Source organism: Streptomyces sp. NPDC052036 (assembly GCF_040680495.1).
In the GTDB taxonomy this organism is placed as follows: domain Bacteria; phylum Actinomycetota; class Actinomycetes; order Streptomycetales; family Streptomycetaceae; genus Streptomyces.
In genome coordinates this window covers 187,004-201,581 of record NZ_JBFAWW010000005.1, presented here as the reverse complement: position 1 = coordinate 201,581, position 14,578 = coordinate 187,004, and the positions used below count along the sequence as shown (strand labels likewise).

Genomic DNA, 14,578 nt, shown 5'->3' with positions numbered 1-14,578 from the left:
GCGTATACCGCCCGAGGCGGCCCGATGACGCGGCCTGTGGGCTATTCGTGGACAGGATCTTGAGGCGTCTGCCCAGGTCAGCCCGCCCAGCTGACGAATGAGCCTGCGACCCGCCGCAGATCGGTTGATCACGCAACCGACGTCCCTGGCTCCTGGCACTTTGGGCTCTCAGCCATCGCCGCGTCAGGCCGAATTGCTCTCCCCTTGGAGCTGCTCCGGACGTGGCCACACCCCGGCGTGCCAGTCCCGTTCCAGTTCGGCTGGGGCGAATACGCTGCGAAGATGTCCAACCTGGCGTCTTCGGCAGCGCGTACGCACGGAGATGCCGCCCGGTGGCTGCTCTTCACGTGGGCCCCGGATGGCGCAATTACCGGATGTGGAAGGGTGTGGCATGAAGTCCCCGGGTGTGCACCTACGGGAGATCACCGACGACGACCGGGATGCCGTCTGCGCCCTCCGCGTCCGCGGTGACCAGAAGCAGTTCGTCGCCTCGGTGTCCAAGTCGCTCAAGGAGGCGGCAAAGAAACCGGAGGCCAATCCCTGGTACCGCGCCGTGTACCGCGGCGACGAGCCGGTCGGCTTCGTGATGCTGTCGTGGAAACCGCCGGCTGGTCCTTACAGAGGGCGGCACTTCCTCTGGCGCCTCCTCGTCGACAAGCGGCACCAAGGGCAAGGGATCGGCCGGGAGGCGCTCACACAGATCGCCGCCCTGGTTCGCGCGGACGGCGCCACCGAGCTGCTGACCAGCTACGAGCCCGGCGAGGGCGAACCATGGCCCTTCTACCAGAAGTTCGGCTTCGAGCCCACCGGGGAGATCGACGACGGCGAGATCGTTCTGCGGCTCACCTTTCCTGCTCGGTGAGCTCATACGGAGACCCCGACCGCATTCACCTCCGGTGGTCACACGGCGAAGAAGCTGGTGGGCACCTGGAAGTCGATGCCCAGCAGCTGCACGTCCGCCGACACCGGCCGGGCCGCGTCCTACCTGTCGTCTTCGTCCCGGCCGTCTTCGAAGACGAAGAGTGGTTTGGCGCCATGTGCGGGCTGTTCGGCGAGCGAGATGGCTTCGGCAAAGCGTTCAAGCGGGAACGGCTCGCCTTGGGGGATGCTCAGCACTTCATCAGCGACGAGACTGCAAACCTCGGACAGCGCGCGCAGCGTATCCGCAGGTGAGGCGGTGCCGAACCAGCGGTTCAGCCAGAAGCCACGGACTGCTTTGGTCTCGTAGATGACCGAGCGTGCCTGCAGTGGGATCGTCAGCGCTGCCGGGTCAGTCTGCCGATGGGTGGAGAGCGCGCCGTAGACCACGACCTGTCCTCCCGGAGCCAATGCCTGGGATACCTGGGCACCCACGTGGCCCGCGACGCAGTCGATGGCTTTGCGCACGCCCGCCGGTCCTGCTATCTCGGCCACACGCTGCACCAGGTCCTCGTCCTCAGTGCAAATGACCTCGTCACCGCCCAGCACTTTGATCTCCTCAACGGCATCGCGCCGCCGCACGACATTGATCGTCGGAATACCCAGATGCCTGGCCAGCTGAATGACGAGCCGGCCGACGGTGGAGCCCGCGGCCGTCTGCAACAACCATTCACCCGGCTGTACGTCGAGTTCGCGAGTCACCAGGAGCAGCGCGGTCAACGGGTTGACGGCGAGTTGACATGCGCTGGAGTCGCTCAGACGATCAGGGACCGGCAGGAGCCTTCGTGTATCGGCGACAAGATATTCCTGCCAAGTGCCGGCCACACGCGGCCCGGGTACCGCCGGGACAGCAACGGCCACCACGCGCTCGCCGATCTCCAGCCCCTCGGTATCCGGCCCCAGGGCCTCAATACGGCCCACACATTCCATGTGACCCCCGACAGTGGGGAAGTCGGGGGAGAATCCGTAACGGCCACGCAGCACATGCAGATCACTGGCATGAATCGGAGTGGCCTTCACGCGGATCAACGCCTGACCGGCTTCCGGTGTGGGAACAGGCCGAGATTCCAGCCGCAGGACATCGGTCGGCTCGCCAACCTTTTCGGCTACGAGCGCGTGCATGGATCGGGGCATGACTGATCTTTCACCTCTCGACGCCCGACGAACTCGGCGGGCGTTCTGGACAGGAACGATGCCGATGCCAGCACCCTCATCGGCGACCAGGCTCCGGACCATTCTTTCTCGATGGAGCGACCCGCGCGCAGAACGTTGTCGGTGTCGGGTCCCCTCTTGGCCTTTAGCTCCTGCTTCGAGAAGCTCCAACGCATCAGATGAAATAACCGTAACACGCTTGCCTCAGTCGTAGTGTGCTCTGCTGACCGAACGAGGCTCGAGCGTTCTCAGGTGCCGGGCTTTGATGAGATCGAGCGCCTGGTCCGGGCGTGACCGGTAGTGATCCTTGGCGGCCGCGAGGTTCGCCAAGGTGATCGCGAGGTTGCGGAGGTCGCCAGGGCTCGGTCCGCGCGAAGGGGCCGATGTCGAGCGGGTAGCGGATACGGGACCGGACCACGACAAGGTCTCCGCGTGCGCTCCCGGGCCGCCTTCCGCTGCCGCGGGAGGCTCTCCTGCCGGGCCCGTCCAGGAACAGTTCCGCCTCGTACCGTTCCGTGACGTGGACGCTCGCGGTGACCCGGCCGTCACCGACCTCCACCCCGGACACCGCGTCGAGGTACGACTTCGCGCTGCCCGACAGGTGGTCGAGGGATTGCGCTGCCGGGAGCCTCTCGCCATGATCGGGGCATGACCGGGGGAATCGACGAACTGATCCTGACCGACGCCACGTTGCCGCCGATGTTCCGTTCCGCGGACCGTGCGTCCCTGACGGGGCAGGCGGAGACCGTTCGCTGGTCGGGGGTTCAGCTCGGCCTGCTGGTGGCCGGGGCCTTTCTGGGGGCCGTCGATGTCGAACTCCACAACGGGATCGATCTCGGCGCCCTGTGCGCCGCCGTCGCTCTGCTGGTGTCGTTGGGCCCGGCGATGCTGCTGAGCATCAACAACCCCCAGCGCTCCTGGTACCGGGGGCGGGCCGCCGCGGAGACGCTGCGCACGCTCTCCTGGAAGTACGCGGTCCGGGCGGAGCCCTTCGCGGCCTCGGACGCAGCGGCCGACGAGCGGCTTCTGCGGGACATGGCGGACATCCTGCACGGGATGCAGGACGTCGGTTGGAGTGCGGGCGCGGGAGAGGAGCCGGAGATCACCCCGGCGATGCGACGACTGCGAGCCGAACCGCTCGCCGTGCGTCAACAGGTGTATCTCCAAGGTCGGTTGAGGCAGCAGCACTCCTGGTACGCGACCAAGGCCGCCACCTGTAAGCGCATGGCGCGGCGCTGGGCCGTGTTGGGGATCCTGGCGACGGTCCTGGGGCTCGTGGGCGGCTGTCTGAAGGCCTTCGGCGTTCTCCATTACGACGGTCTGGGCAGCGCCTCGGCCGTCGCGGCGACCGCCACCGCGGTGATCCAGCTCAAGCAGTACCGGCCGCTTGCCGCGGCGTACTCCCTGACCGCGCGCGAACTGCTGCTGGTCATCTCGGGGCTGGAACGCCCCTTGGACGACGAGGCCGCATGGGCCCGCCGGTGCAGCGAGGCGGAAGAGGCGCTGTCACGCGAGCACACGATGTGGCTGGCGCGGAGGGAAGCGGCCTGAGTACGGAGGCCAGCAGCCGGCCAGGCAAGCAAGCCCGATGGTGCCGTCGGCGGCGTCGCGGTTCCTGTCCTCGTCAGTCGTCCTCGGTCGGCACTGAAGGGCGCCTTCCCGCCGTGGGGCGTTTGCTCCGTGAAGCCAGCAGTCTTTGTGCCTGGTAGTTCTTGCCCAGCGCCATCAGCACGGCGCCAAGGCCTTCGACGATGCGTTCTGTGCCGGGGTGGTCGTCCCCGAGGACGCGGCGGCTGAGGATGAGCGCGTCCTTGAACAGTGCCTCGGACTCCTGATAGGAGCGGAGGCGGTACAGCGTGATGGCCAGATTGTGCGCGGCGGCGAGGGTGGCCTGATGGTCGTCGCCCAGGGAACGTCGACCCCACTCGAGAACCCGCTCGTACAGTCGACGTGCCTCGGCGTACTCCTGGAGGCCGCTCAGTGTGGCGGCCAGGGTGTTCGCGGAAGCGAGGCTGTCGGGGTGGTCCTCCCCCAGGACGCGGCGGCGCCGGTCGAGGACGTCCTCGGCCACACGCCGCGCCTCCTCGTATGCGCCGAGGTCCCCGAGGATGACGGCCAGATTGTGCGCGGAAGCCAGGGTGTACGGGTGGTCCTCGCCCAGGACACCGCTCTCTCGTTGCACGACTTCCTCAGCCAGGCGCCGCGCCTCCTCGTGTGCGCCGAGGTCCCTGAGGATGACGGCCAGGGTGTTCGCGGAGGCCAGGGTGTCGGGGTGGTCCTCCCCCAGGACGCGGCGGCGCCGGTCGAGGACGTCCTCGGCCAGGCGCCGCGCCTCCTCGTATGCGCCGACGTGGGCGAGGGAGGTGGCCAGGTTCTGGCCCGACCTGAGGGTGTCGGGGTGGTCCTCCCCCAGGACGCGGCGCCGCCGGTCGAGGACATCCTCGGCCACACGCCGCGCCTCCTCGGGTTCGCCCACGGCAGCCGCCGCCTCGCCGCGGTAGGCGGCCCAGACGAGTGTGCCGGGGTGGTCCTCGCCCAGGGAGTGGGACCAGAGTTCGTGGAACTCGGTGCACACGCGCAGGGCTTCGCGGGGCCGGCCGCTGCTGAGGAGGTAGCGGGCCGCGCCGAACAGCGTCCCGCGCAGTGCGTACTGGTCGTCCTCGAAGGGCCCTGGACGTGTCGTGAGGTGCGAGGTCAGGACGGCCCACCCGTCCCAGGACTCCGGGAGTTCGGGATCACCGGGCGTGACGCCGGACAGGACGGTGTCGACGTCCGAGCGCACTGCGGCGGCCTCTGCCTCGCTGGTCCGATCGCGCTGGATGGCTTGTGTCAGGCGGTGGATCTGGAAGGTGTCGTGGCTGGTCCGGGCGAGGCCGTAGCGGGTGAGGGGCATCAGGGCGGTCTGTGGCCACAGCACGTCGTCGGCTGGGACGCGAACGGTGGAGAGTCGTCCTTGCGCACTCATCAGCCAGTCGACGGGGATGGGTTCGGGGCCGAAGAACGAGCCGAGCCGCAGGAGGGACGCGGCACTCGGCTGCTCGGCGGCCAGACGCTGCGCGGCGATGGCCACCGTGCCCGCCAAGGAGCCGGGATAGTCGGGCGGAACAGCAAGGTCCAGCATCCGGGATCGTTGGTCCCGCAGCAGTGCGAGGTAGCGCTGGACCGGCATGCCGCTGCTGATGACCCCGGTGGCTTGGGCGAGGGCCAGCGGGAGGTCACCGAGTTCCCGCGCGAGGGTGTCGGCCTCTTCCAGGGCGAGTGCGGGTATGTGCTCAGCGAGGTAACCGCGTGAGTCGGCCCGGGAGAAGACGTCCAGGCTGACGCCTCGTGCCAGGCCCTGCCAGGCCGGGTTGCGGGATGTGATCAGTACGTGACCTGCGCCGGAGGGAAGCAGTGAGGCGATGCCCGCGGGGTCGTCCGCGTTGTCGAGGATGATGAGCCACCGGTCCCTGGTGGCCAGATGCTCCAGGAGGATACGGGCGTTGCGCTCGGCTCCCTCCGCCGGATCGGCGATCCCCAGCCGGGCGGCCAGCTCGCTGTAGTGGACGTAGATCTGGTCGGTCTGCTCGGCATCGATCCACCAGACGAGCTCGTACTGGCTCAGGAAGCGGTACGCGTACTCCAGGGCCACCTGGCTCTTGCCGACACCGCCCACGCCGTGAAGTGCTTGAACTGCGGCCGTTCTGCTGCCGAGCAAGAGGTCGCGAAGGCGGTCGAGCAGGTCCTCACGGCCTACGAAGCCGGGGTTGCGCGGGGGCAGCTTCCGCAGAAGGCGCGGGCGCGAGCTGCTGGGCAGCAGGGGCGGCGTCTGCGGGCGCGGGGCGCGGGTCGGCGGTGTCCGGGTGGAGCGGGCCGGGCCGCCGACCGCCTCCAGCAGGGTCGTGACGGCGGTCGGCTCGTCGAGCGTGTGGAGTTGCCTGCGCAGGAGGACGGCCAGGGGCGCAGGGATGTCGGTGGAGGTCAGAGGCTCGATCTCGAGGGGAAGCAGACGCGGCGGCCTGATCCCGAGAGCGGCCGACCACTCCCGTTCGGTCCACTCCCTGCGGAGGTAGGCCTTCGAGAGCAACGCCACGACGATGCCGGCATTGCGGAGCGCGGCGTCCAGCCATGCGACCCAGTCCGCTCCGCTCGGCATCCTGATGTCGAGTTCGACCCTGTACCCAGCGCTCTCGAGCTGCCAGCCCACCCACTCGGCCCAGGCGCGATCCGGCCCGGCATAGCTGACGCAGACGGTCTCGGCAGGGGCTGATGGGGGATCCGCGGGTTCGTCCGGTGACCGCGTCGGGGCGACCGATGCCCCCATCCGGGCCAGGTCCGCCCGGGTAGCCGTGGCGAACGCCTCGCTCTCGGCCGGTACCGTCACATGCTGCGGGGATGCGCCGGTCAGGGCCCCTTTGACGCTGCGCGGGCTGCCGTAGCGCGGTTTGAGATATTCGGTGATCTGGGTGCGGACGAGTTCCCGGACCTCCTTCACGTCGTCGCGGTACTGGGCGCCGACGAGCGCGTCCCGGATCTCCGGCAGGAAGTCGAAGCGCAGGTCCCCTCGGTACGGGAGTCCTTCAGGCTCGGCGGTACGGCGCAGGAGGCCGCCGAGGAAGACCTCCGCGAGATCGCTGCGGGACGAGCCGGGCAGCATGGCGCGCTGCACCAGGCGGGCCACCGGGATGGTCACCGTGGAGAGGGCGGAGAGCAGCCCTGCGAGCCGCCAGGCGCGGGGGGAGGACGAGGCACGGAACCTGCGGATCGCCGCATCCGCGGGCACGGCGACCGGCGTCGACGACGATCTTCGGGTGGGGCCCCTGGAGGTCCGGGACGGCGGCCGTGCGGGAAGGAGGAGGGCCGCCGATGTCGTCCATCGTCCGTTGCCGGCCGTCATCTCGGCCCAGGCCCGTAGGGGCCCGGGTTCGAGCTCGACGACGGGGATCGGGATGCTGCCGCCGCCCCGGCGGAGGCGGTGCTGTTCCGGGGGTACGACCTTCCACTGGGCGTTGGGCAGCCCGGGCTGCGGGATGTGCATCAGGGTCGGAGCCGGTGGTGTGCCGGCGCGATTCCAGAGGGCGGCCGGAAGCATGTGGGCAAGGGCCACCTGGGAATGGCGGGTCCAGTCGAGCAGCAAGCGGTGCGCGGCGCCGGTCCGCCATATGGCGCCGACCGTGTCGGTGAGCACAAGGATCAGCTGGTCACCCGCGGGATCGATGATTTCTCTGGGGTGCCGTGGCGGCCGGTTCGCGGCGGGGTGGGGGCGCAGGTCGACGGTCGTGCCGTCGGTGGAGGGCGAGAGGTTCCAACGGCGGATGTCACGGAAGGCGCCCAGACGGGCCACCTCATGCTGGATCTCATGGACCTCGTCCTGCCACAGACTCATCGACGGACCGCAGTCGACGACGAGGGCGAGACGGAGCCATCGGCTCGGGGCGGGGCGGAGCACCGGGAGGAGGATGCCCTCGTCCACCAGCCGGGTGACGGTCGCGTCTTCGTCGAGTTCGAAGACGGTTCGCGACGGGACCTTGCGGGTGAGGGGCTTCAACGACCGCACCAGCGCGAGGGCGTGGGGCAGGGACGCTGCCGCAGGAACGCGGACGGGTGTGCCGGTCGTGCCGACGGTGCCGTCGTGCGCGTCGCTGCCGGGGACGTGGACGCCCAGTGCCTCCTGGTCCACGGCGGACTCGTCCCAGTCCTGCTGCGTCGTCGTGTCCTCCGGCGCGTCTTCGGCCTGCTCCTCGGTCGCGGAGGGATGCGCGCGCTCCGTACTCGACGGATCGCCGGTGCCCCCCGGGGCCCGGCCCGGTGGCAGGACCCGCTGGGCGAGCCACAGGATGTCCGCCAGCTCCTCGGGGGTGGGGTCGTCGACCCCGCCCTGGGCCAGCAGCGGCAGGAGATCGGAGATCACGTGGCGTCCGGTCCGCTCAACTGGTGCATGGTCGCCTCAGCCAGGCTCGCCAGCTGTTCCGGTGCCGTCCAGGCGCCGGCCAGCCGGAGCTGGACCGCGTTGAGAAGCTGGTCGGTCGCCAGCTCCCCTTCGCTGCGGCGCTTGACGAAGGTCTCGATGACGCCGCCGGGAGCCCGTGCCTCGTCGGCCGCCTCCTGGCCGATGCGCTGCACGATGATGCGGTGGAGCTTGTCCTCGTCGGGGAGGGTGAGGTTGAGCCGGATGCATCTGCGCAGGAACGCGGGCGGGAACTCGCGTTCGCCGTTGCTGGTGAGGACGACGACGGGGAAGGCATGGCACCGCACCCTGCCGCCCTTGACCCAGACCGAACCCACTTGGTCGTCCGTGCCCACGGGGACCCTGGGTGAGGACTCGGACAGCCGGACCAGTTCGGGGATGTCGAACCGCCCCTCGTCCAGTACGGTCAGCAGGTCGCCCGGCAGGTCGATGTCGCCCTTGTCGATTTCGTCGATGAGCAGGACGCGAGGCCGCTCGGTGGGCAGGAACGCGGTGCCGAGGGGTCCGAGTTGCAGGTATCGGCCGATGTTCCGGGCGGGGTCGGCGTCCTCCTCGGGTTGCCGGTCCGGCTGTTGCTCCAGACGCTTAAGGTTGGCGTCCTCCAACCGCCGTAGCGCGTCGTAGCGGTACAGTCCGTCCCGTAGCGTGGTTCGGCTGGTGACGGGCCAGCGCAGTACGGGCCCGAGGCCGAGGTCCTCGGCGATGCTGTGGGCGAGCGTGGACTTCCCGATCCCGGGGACGCCGGTGACCAGGAGCGGGCGACGCAGATACAACGCGGTGTTGACGAGGTCGATCTCCGCGTCGTCGGCGATATAGCCGGCGCCGCGTTCGCGGTCCGCCGCGTATCGCTCGTCATCCAGCGCGGGAACCTCGTAGTCGTGGTCGATCTCGCCGTCGAACACGCGCCAGGGCGGCTGGTGTTCGGCGAGCCGGCCGAGCCGGTCGGTGGACCGATCGCCCTTGTAGATCCACCAGTCCTTCACGGCACCTCCGGTCGTGGGTGTTTCGCGTGCGGTGAGAGTCATCAGAAGACGAAGCTCACGTCGGTCAGGGGAGCGGTCTCCAGGGAGTGATCAGGGTCGTCCCAGAGGAGAATCACACTGGAGCGCGCGGAACGGGCGAGGCCGGTGTCTCTGCGCAGCAGCCTCACCGCTTGTGGAAGGTCCGAGACGTCCTCGATGGGAAGCAGGTCCTTCAGTCCGGGTGCCGGCTCGTGCTGAGAGCGGTGGGCGCGCTGCCACACGACGACCGGCATGCCGACGTGCAGCGCCGCACGCCAGGCCGGCTCGGCGTCGTCCGCCGCGATGGCGACGCAGGCGGGGTGTTCGGACTCCTCCCAGTCGGCGACGTGGTCGTCCAACCGGTCGAGGTCCTCGTTCCGGATCCAGAAGGTGGCCTTGTCGTCCCTGCCGCCCCTGTGGTCCAGCCAGGCCCAGCGGCTCGACCACAGGTGGGCGGAGTCCGCGAGATCCCGGGCGTCCGGGCACCGGACCACCACCTCGTACTGCTCGCCGAGCATCCGCGGCTTGTAGACGGTGACCTCGCACAGCCATTGGTCGAACTCGGTCTCCAACAAGGTGTCGGTGACCGCGAATTCGATGCGCTGCAGTTTCGGGGGCTGCTCCCAGTCGGCTCCTCCTCGGCGAAGGAACGCCTCCGCCTCGACTCTGAAGGTACGCAGGCATCGCTCCACCAGGATGCGGGCCCCGTCCACGGTCACCTTGATGCGGTCGGTCGCACTCTCCGGTGGCTGCACCCGCCTCCACTCCGACGAACCGGCCGGCGGGCGGAGCCAGACCTCCGCGGAGACGTGGCCGGATTCCTGGGGGTCCTGATCGAGCCGCACCAGCATCGTCATCTGGGGTGTGGTGATGTCCGGTACCGGCAATGGTTCGGGCAGACCGAACCGCTCTCGTGTCTCCCGCACCCAGGAGTTCAGGGCGGATCCACGTCTTCGCCTCTCCGCACCTCTGCTCTTGCTGAACCCCGCGCCCAGCGCATGAGCGAACGCGATCACCTTCGGCAGCCCGTCCGCACTCTGCTCACGTGCGTCCAGATCCAGCGCCCAGCGGTACAGGTCGCCGGTCGGCGTGGTGAACGGCGCGGCGGCCCGCCCGGCCTCGCCGTCGACGACGTAGGACCATTGGTAGGCCTCTTCGCACCAGGCGGTCGGAGCCACACGGTGCAGCAGTTCCCAAAGCCGCTGCCAGGCCCGGGCATCCAGGCTGTCCGGTGTCCGCAGGGGGTTTGAGGCCGTGGGCACGGCTACGGCGGGGGCCTCGTCGGAGGGCCGGCTCAGCAGCGCCTGCAGCAGCCGCGCCTCCAGCTGACGCGGATCCTGCACCTTCTGCACGGTGATCCCGCTGTCGCACAGGCGCTTCCGGAACTTTTCCTGGCGCTCCGCGTACTCGTCCCGGATCGCCACGTACGGCAGCCGCACGTCCGCTTCCTCGTCCAGGAGGAACACCAGCCGTTCCAGGCCTGCCGCACCCGCTTCCTCGAACTCCAACTCGGTATAGGACAGGTGCGGAAGATCGGGTATCGGCGAACCGTAGCGGAACCCGATGATGCCGACGTAGATTCCGGCGCTCCGGACGCGCTCACGGCAGTAGTCGGCGGGCTTGCCGTCCCGGGCGGTGAAGTACTTCATGTCCACGGGCAGGTGCTCGGCCGACAGCACGGCCGCTTCCGCCGCGCCCACGAAGGACAGCCCGTCCGGATACTCCCGTAACTCGGACGTATGGCTGAGGAACACCCGCCGCGACTTCGTCACGCACCCCACCCCGGTCACCGACACGCTGCCAGAACAGCCCTGTTCACCAGGTTAGGCACCCGTCCTGCCGAGTGGGGGCGGGATGCTCAGGTACGACGGAAGGAATCGGGCCGTCCGCGGCGATGTGCTCGTCGACGGGGGCTGGTCGTGCGGACTCGGTGGAGGTGCTCGGTGAGCTGCTCGGCGTACTTCAACTCCCCCAGCCATCGAACGCCCATACGATCGGTGGCGGCCTCGGGAGACACCCGTAGGACCAGTGAACGAGGGGGAACTGTGTCCACAATTTCGAGACGATCCCTGCTCGGATACTCCGGTACGACCGCCGCGGGCGCGATGCCCGGCGGCGCGGCGGCGGCACAGCCGGCCCAGGCAGCGGAGGCCGCGGAGGCCGACGCACAGACCGCGGCGTCGACCGACTTCGCCGCAGGGACGCTCTTCAGCGGGACGGCCTCCTTGTCCGGCAGCGACATGGGCGGGGAGCTACTGACGTAGCGACATCACCCCCCCCCCCCCCCCGCATCCCCGCGGCAGCGGGGGCGTCACGAAAGATCCGGTCCAGGTAGCGGTCCAGGACGGTGGCCGCCGCCTCCGGGCCGCGCCGGCCGACCAGGATGCCGGCGCCGAGCCCCGCCGACATCGCGAGCAGACTCTCGGCCCCTCACCGCACATCCACACCGGGCCTCCCACCGCACATCCACACGGGGCCGGTCGAGACCGCTGTCCTCCGCCTGCCGCAGGAGTCCGGCCAGAGCTCTCGGCGGCAGGTCGAGCGCGTCCCGCGCCTGACACCGGGCACCCGGGCGACTCTCCATGAGGATCTCCACTTGATCTGACTGTCTGTCAGTTACACTGGCGCCGTCACACACCGTGAGGGGTCATGTGATCAGCGTGAACGAAACCCATCGAAGGCCGCGACGCCACCTGGTGCTCGGTGCAGCACTGATCGCCGCGCTCGTCGTGCAGTCCTTTGCGCTCATCTCCGAGCAGATGCAGATCGACGATCTGCAGGCTCATGAGATCGACGTCGGCCCCTCCGGGCCGCCCGGCCCGGCTGGACCTGCCGGCCCGCAAGGCCTGCAAGGCAAAGACGGGAAAGACGGTAAGGACGGAAGAGACGGACGAGAAGGCCAGGACGGCCAGGACGGCCAGGACGGCAGAGAGGGCAGGGACGGAACGGAGGGCCGGGAGGGCAAGGACGGAACGGACGGCAAGGACGGGCAGAACGGGCAGAACGGCCAGAACGCCACCGGCTCCCCGAGACCGTCCGCGTCCCACAGACACCGCCGGCACGGCGGCACCAGGTCCCTCCCGAGCGACGTGCCGTCTCCGCTGGTGTCTCCCTACCTCAGCTCGGATCCATCGACGCCCGCCCCCGCGCCGAGCGAAGGCCTCCGTCCCCAGGATCCCGGCGCCCCGCCGCCCGACGGGACGCCGTGGGGCGACTTCGGGGGGCCCGGGTGAGTGACGTCGGGGTGCGAGGGGAGACCTGCCGAGAGGCACGGGGCACGTAGTCGTCGGGCGTCGCCCCGACCCGGCCCCCGCACGCCTTCCCGGTCCCCCCGGCCGCTTCCACCCCACCACCGCCTCACCCCGCCCGCTGCCGCCCGGACGCCTTCTTCGCGGTCGTCTTCTTCGTGGTCGTCTTCGTGGCTGCCGACTTCGCGGTCGTCTTCGTAGCCGCCGTCTTCTTGGCCGCCGCTTTGGCCGCCGTCTCCTTGGCCGGGGTCTTCTTCCCCGTCGACTCCGGCCTCGCCGCGGTCGACTTCTCCGTCGAGCTCTTCTTGGCCGTCGTCTTCTTACTCGCCGTACTCGCCGTCTTCTTGGCCCCCGTCTCCTTGGCCGTGGACGCCGACTTCGCCGTGGACGTCGTCGTCTTCCTCGGCGCGGCCCTCGTCGCTGTCGCCTTCTTCGCCGTGGACGTCGACTTCTTGCCGCCGACCTCCTTCGGCGTCGCGCGCGACGACTTCGGGGACGGCAGGTGTCTCACCTCCGCCCCCTGGCCCGGCTCCGCGCCCCGGGACTCCCGCGCGGCGCGCACGCTCTTCTCCAGGGCCGCCATCAGGTCCAGGACCTTGCCGCCCTCGGGCTCGGGGGCCGGCGGGGGCTCCCGGCCCTCCGCCTTCGCGGCGATCAGCTCCTCCACCGCCTCGCGGTACTCGTCGTGCAGCTCGTCCAGGTCCACTTCCCCGAGCGTGTCCATCAACGTGTCCGCGAGGTCCAGCTCCTTGTCACGGAGGGGGACGTCGGCCTCCGGCGCCACCCCGTCCGCCGCCCGGATCTCGTCCGGCCACAGCAGGGCGTGCATGGTGAGCACGTCGTCGACCACGCGCAGCATGCCCAGCCGCTCCCGGCCCCGCAGCGCGTACTTCGCGACGGCCACCTTCCCGCTGCGTCTGAGCGCCTCCCGCAGCAGCGCGTAGGGCTTGGCGGCCGGGGCGCCGTTCGCCGACAGGTAGTACGCCGTGTCCATCTGGAGCAGGTCGATCCGGTCGGCCGGTACGAAGGCCACGATCTCGATGGTCTTCGCGGTCGGGAGCGGCAGCTGCGCCAGGTCCTCGTCCGTGATCGGCACGACCGAGCCGTCCGCGTCCTCGTACCCCTTGCCGATCTCCGGCGACGAGACCTCGCGGTCCTCCAGTTCGCAGAACTTCCGGTAGCGGATGCGGCCGCCGTCCTCCAGATGGATCTGGCGGAAGGAGAGCGAGTGGTTCTCGGTGGCGTTCATCAGCTTGACGGGGATGCTGACCAGACCGAACGAGATGGCGCCGTTCCAAATGGATCGCACGTGCCGCACCTTTTTCCATCGTTCCGTCGATATCAGTTCCGTCGTCAGTTCCGCCGATATCAGTTCCATCAATATCAGGCGATTTCGTGGGATTCTCATCGTATGACGCCGATCACCGAGGTGGAGGGGCACCGTCTCGCGCTCAGCAACCTGGAGAAGGTCCTCCATCCCGCGACCGGCTTCACCAAGGGCGAGCTGCTGCACTACTACGCGACCACCGCGGACGCCCTGCTGCCCCACCTCCGCGACCGCCCGCTGTCCTTTCTGCGGTACCCGGACGGCCCGGACGGCCAGGTCTTCTTCGCCAAGAACGTGCCGCCGGGTACGCCCGACTGGGTCACCACGGCCGAGGTGCCGCGCGCGGAGGGCCCCGCCCGCATGGTGCTGGTCCAGGACCTGGCGAGCCTGATGTGGGCGGCCAACCTCGTCGCCGAGTTCCACACCCCGCAGTGGCGCGTCGAGACCCCCGACGTCGCGGACCGGCTGGTGTTCGACCTGGACCCGGGGGCACCGGCGACCGTCGTCGAGTGCTGCGGGGTCGCGCTGTGGCTCCGGGAGCGGCTCGCCGCGGACGGGATCGAGGCGTACGCGAAGACGTCCGGCTCGAAGGGGCTGCATCTGCTGGCCTCGGTGGAGCCCACGCCGTCGCAGCGGACGACCGAGTACGCCAAGCGGCTCGCCGTGGAGGCGGAGCAGGCGATGCCCCGTCTGGTGCTGCACCGCATGACGCGAAGCCTGCGGCCCGGGAAGGTCTTCGTGGACTGGAGCCAGAACGCGGCCCGCAAGACGACGGCGGCGCCCTACACGCTACGGGCGCGTCCGCAGCCGACCGTGTCCGCGCCGGTCACCTGGGAGGAGGTGGCCGCCTGCGCGTCCCCGGGGGCCCTCGTCCTGTGCGCCCGGGACCTCGCTCCCCGCCTCCAGGCGTACGGCGACCTGCTGGCCCCGCTGCTCGATCCCGCCCGCGCCCGGCCGCTGCCCGTCTGAGCTGCTCGTCCTGCGT

Annotated in this window: 10 protein-coding genes; 4 read left to right on the top strand and 6 right to left on the bottom strand. The window is 69.7% G+C overall.

Annotation, left to right across the window (positions count from 1 at the left end):
• The first annotated feature begins 391 nt into the window (after nt 1-391).
• Nucleotides 392-862: a GNAT family N-acetyltransferase gene (locus AB0L95_RS10740; protein ID WP_365160115.1), complete on the top strand. Its 471-nt coding sequence runs from the start codon at nt 392-394 to the stop codon at nt 860-862.
• 119 nt (nt 863-981) lie between these two features.
• On the opposite strand, the gene AB0L95_RS10735 is transcribed toward AB0L95_RS10740, so the two are convergent.
• A complete protein-coding gene (locus AB0L95_RS10735; RefSeq protein WP_365160112.1) occupies nt 982-2,040 on the bottom strand; it encodes a zinc-dependent alcohol dehydrogenase family protein in 1,059 nt (352 codons plus the stop codon).
• A gap of 678 nt (nt 2,041-2,718) precedes the next feature.
• Here AB0L95_RS10735 and AB0L95_RS10730 point away from each other — a divergent pair.
• Nucleotides 2,719-3,621, top strand: a complete 903-nt coding sequence (locus AB0L95_RS10730) for a DUF4231 domain-containing protein (protein WP_365160109.1) — start codon at nt 2,719-2,721, stop codon at nt 3,619-3,621.
• A gap of 73 nt (nt 3,622-3,694) precedes the next feature.
• On the opposite strand, the gene fxsT is transcribed toward AB0L95_RS10730, so the two are convergent.
• Genes fxsT through AB0L95_RS10715 form a run of 3 tightly spaced genes read right to left on the bottom strand, consistent with a single transcriptional unit; the run spans nt 3,695 to nt 10,790 of the window.
• Nucleotides 3,695-7,960 carry an FxSxx-COOH system tetratricopeptide repeat protein gene (gene fxsT / locus AB0L95_RS10725; RefSeq protein WP_365160106.1) on the bottom strand — a complete coding sequence of 1,422 codons (4,266 nt, stop codon included), beginning with the start codon at nt 7,958-7,960 and terminating at the stop codon, nt 3,695-3,697.
• Nucleotides 7,957-9,042 (bottom strand): MoxR family ATPase, encoded by a 1,086-nt coding sequence (locus tag AB0L95_RS10720; RefSeq protein WP_365160103.1) that lies wholly within the window; start codon nt 9,040-9,042, stop codon nt 7,957-7,959. Before AB0L95_RS10720 ends, fxsT begins: the two co-directional genes overlap by 4 nt.
• Nucleotides 9,042-10,790, bottom strand: coding sequence for a DUF4062 domain-containing protein (locus tag AB0L95_RS10715; RefSeq protein WP_365160100.1), 1,749 nt, complete (start codon nt 10,788-10,790; stop codon nt 9,042-9,044). The genes AB0L95_RS10720 and AB0L95_RS10715 overlap by 1 nt, the downstream gene beginning before the upstream one ends.
• Nucleotides 10,791-11,063: 273 nt before the next feature.
• On the opposite strand from AB0L95_RS10715, the gene AB0L95_RS10710 reads away from it, so the two are divergent.
• Complete coding sequence (locus AB0L95_RS10710) at nt 11,064-11,282, top strand: twin-arginine translocation signal domain-containing protein (protein ID WP_365160098.1); 219 nt, start codon at nt 11,064-11,066, stop codon at nt 11,280-11,282.
• A 366-nt stretch (nt 11,283-11,648) separates the two neighbouring features.
• On the opposite strand, the gene AB0L95_RS10705 is transcribed toward AB0L95_RS10710, so the two are convergent.
• Nucleotides 11,649-11,804: a hypothetical protein gene (locus AB0L95_RS10705; protein ID WP_365160095.1), complete on the bottom strand. Its 156-nt coding sequence runs from the start codon at nt 11,802-11,804 to the stop codon at nt 11,649-11,651.
• Between the two features lie 571 nt (nt 11,805-12,375).
• On the bottom strand, nt 12,376-13,575 hold the full coding sequence (locus AB0L95_RS10700) for a Ku protein (RefSeq protein ID WP_365160092.1): 1,200 nt from the start codon (nt 13,573-13,575) through the stop codon (nt 12,376-12,378).
• A gap of 102 nt (nt 13,576-13,677) precedes the next feature.
• Between AB0L95_RS10700 and ligD the strand changes: the two genes are divergently transcribed.
• Nucleotides 13,678-14,562, top strand: a complete 885-nt coding sequence (gene ligD, locus AB0L95_RS10695; RefSeq protein WP_365160089.1) for a non-homologous end-joining DNA ligase — start codon at nt 13,678-13,680, stop codon at nt 14,560-14,562.
• Nucleotides 14,563-14,578 lie beyond the last annotated feature (16 nt).

Coding starts and splice junctions, on each gene's coding strand:
- AB0L95_RS10740 (WP_365160115.1), top strand. CDS start 392: ATGAAGTCCCCGGGTGTGCACCTACGGGAGATCACCGACGACGACCGG.
- AB0L95_RS10735 (WP_365160112.1), bottom strand. CDS start 2,040: ATGCACGCGCTCGTAGCCGAAAAGGTTGGCGAGCCGACCGATGTCCTG.
- AB0L95_RS10730 (WP_365160109.1), top strand. CDS start 2,719: ATGACCGGGGGAATCGACGAACTGATCCTGACCGACGCCACGTTGCCG.
- AB0L95_RS10720 (WP_365160103.1), bottom strand. CDS start 9,042: ATGACTCTCACCGCACGCGAAACACCCACGACCGGAGGTGCCGTGAAG.
- AB0L95_RS10705 (WP_365160095.1), bottom strand. CDS start 11,804: ATGAGCCTGCAGATCGTCGATCTGCATCTGCTCGGAGATGAGCGCAAA.
- ligD (WP_365160089.1), top strand. CDS start 13,678: ATGACGCCGATCACCGAGGTGGAGGGGCACCGTCTCGCGCTCAGCAAC.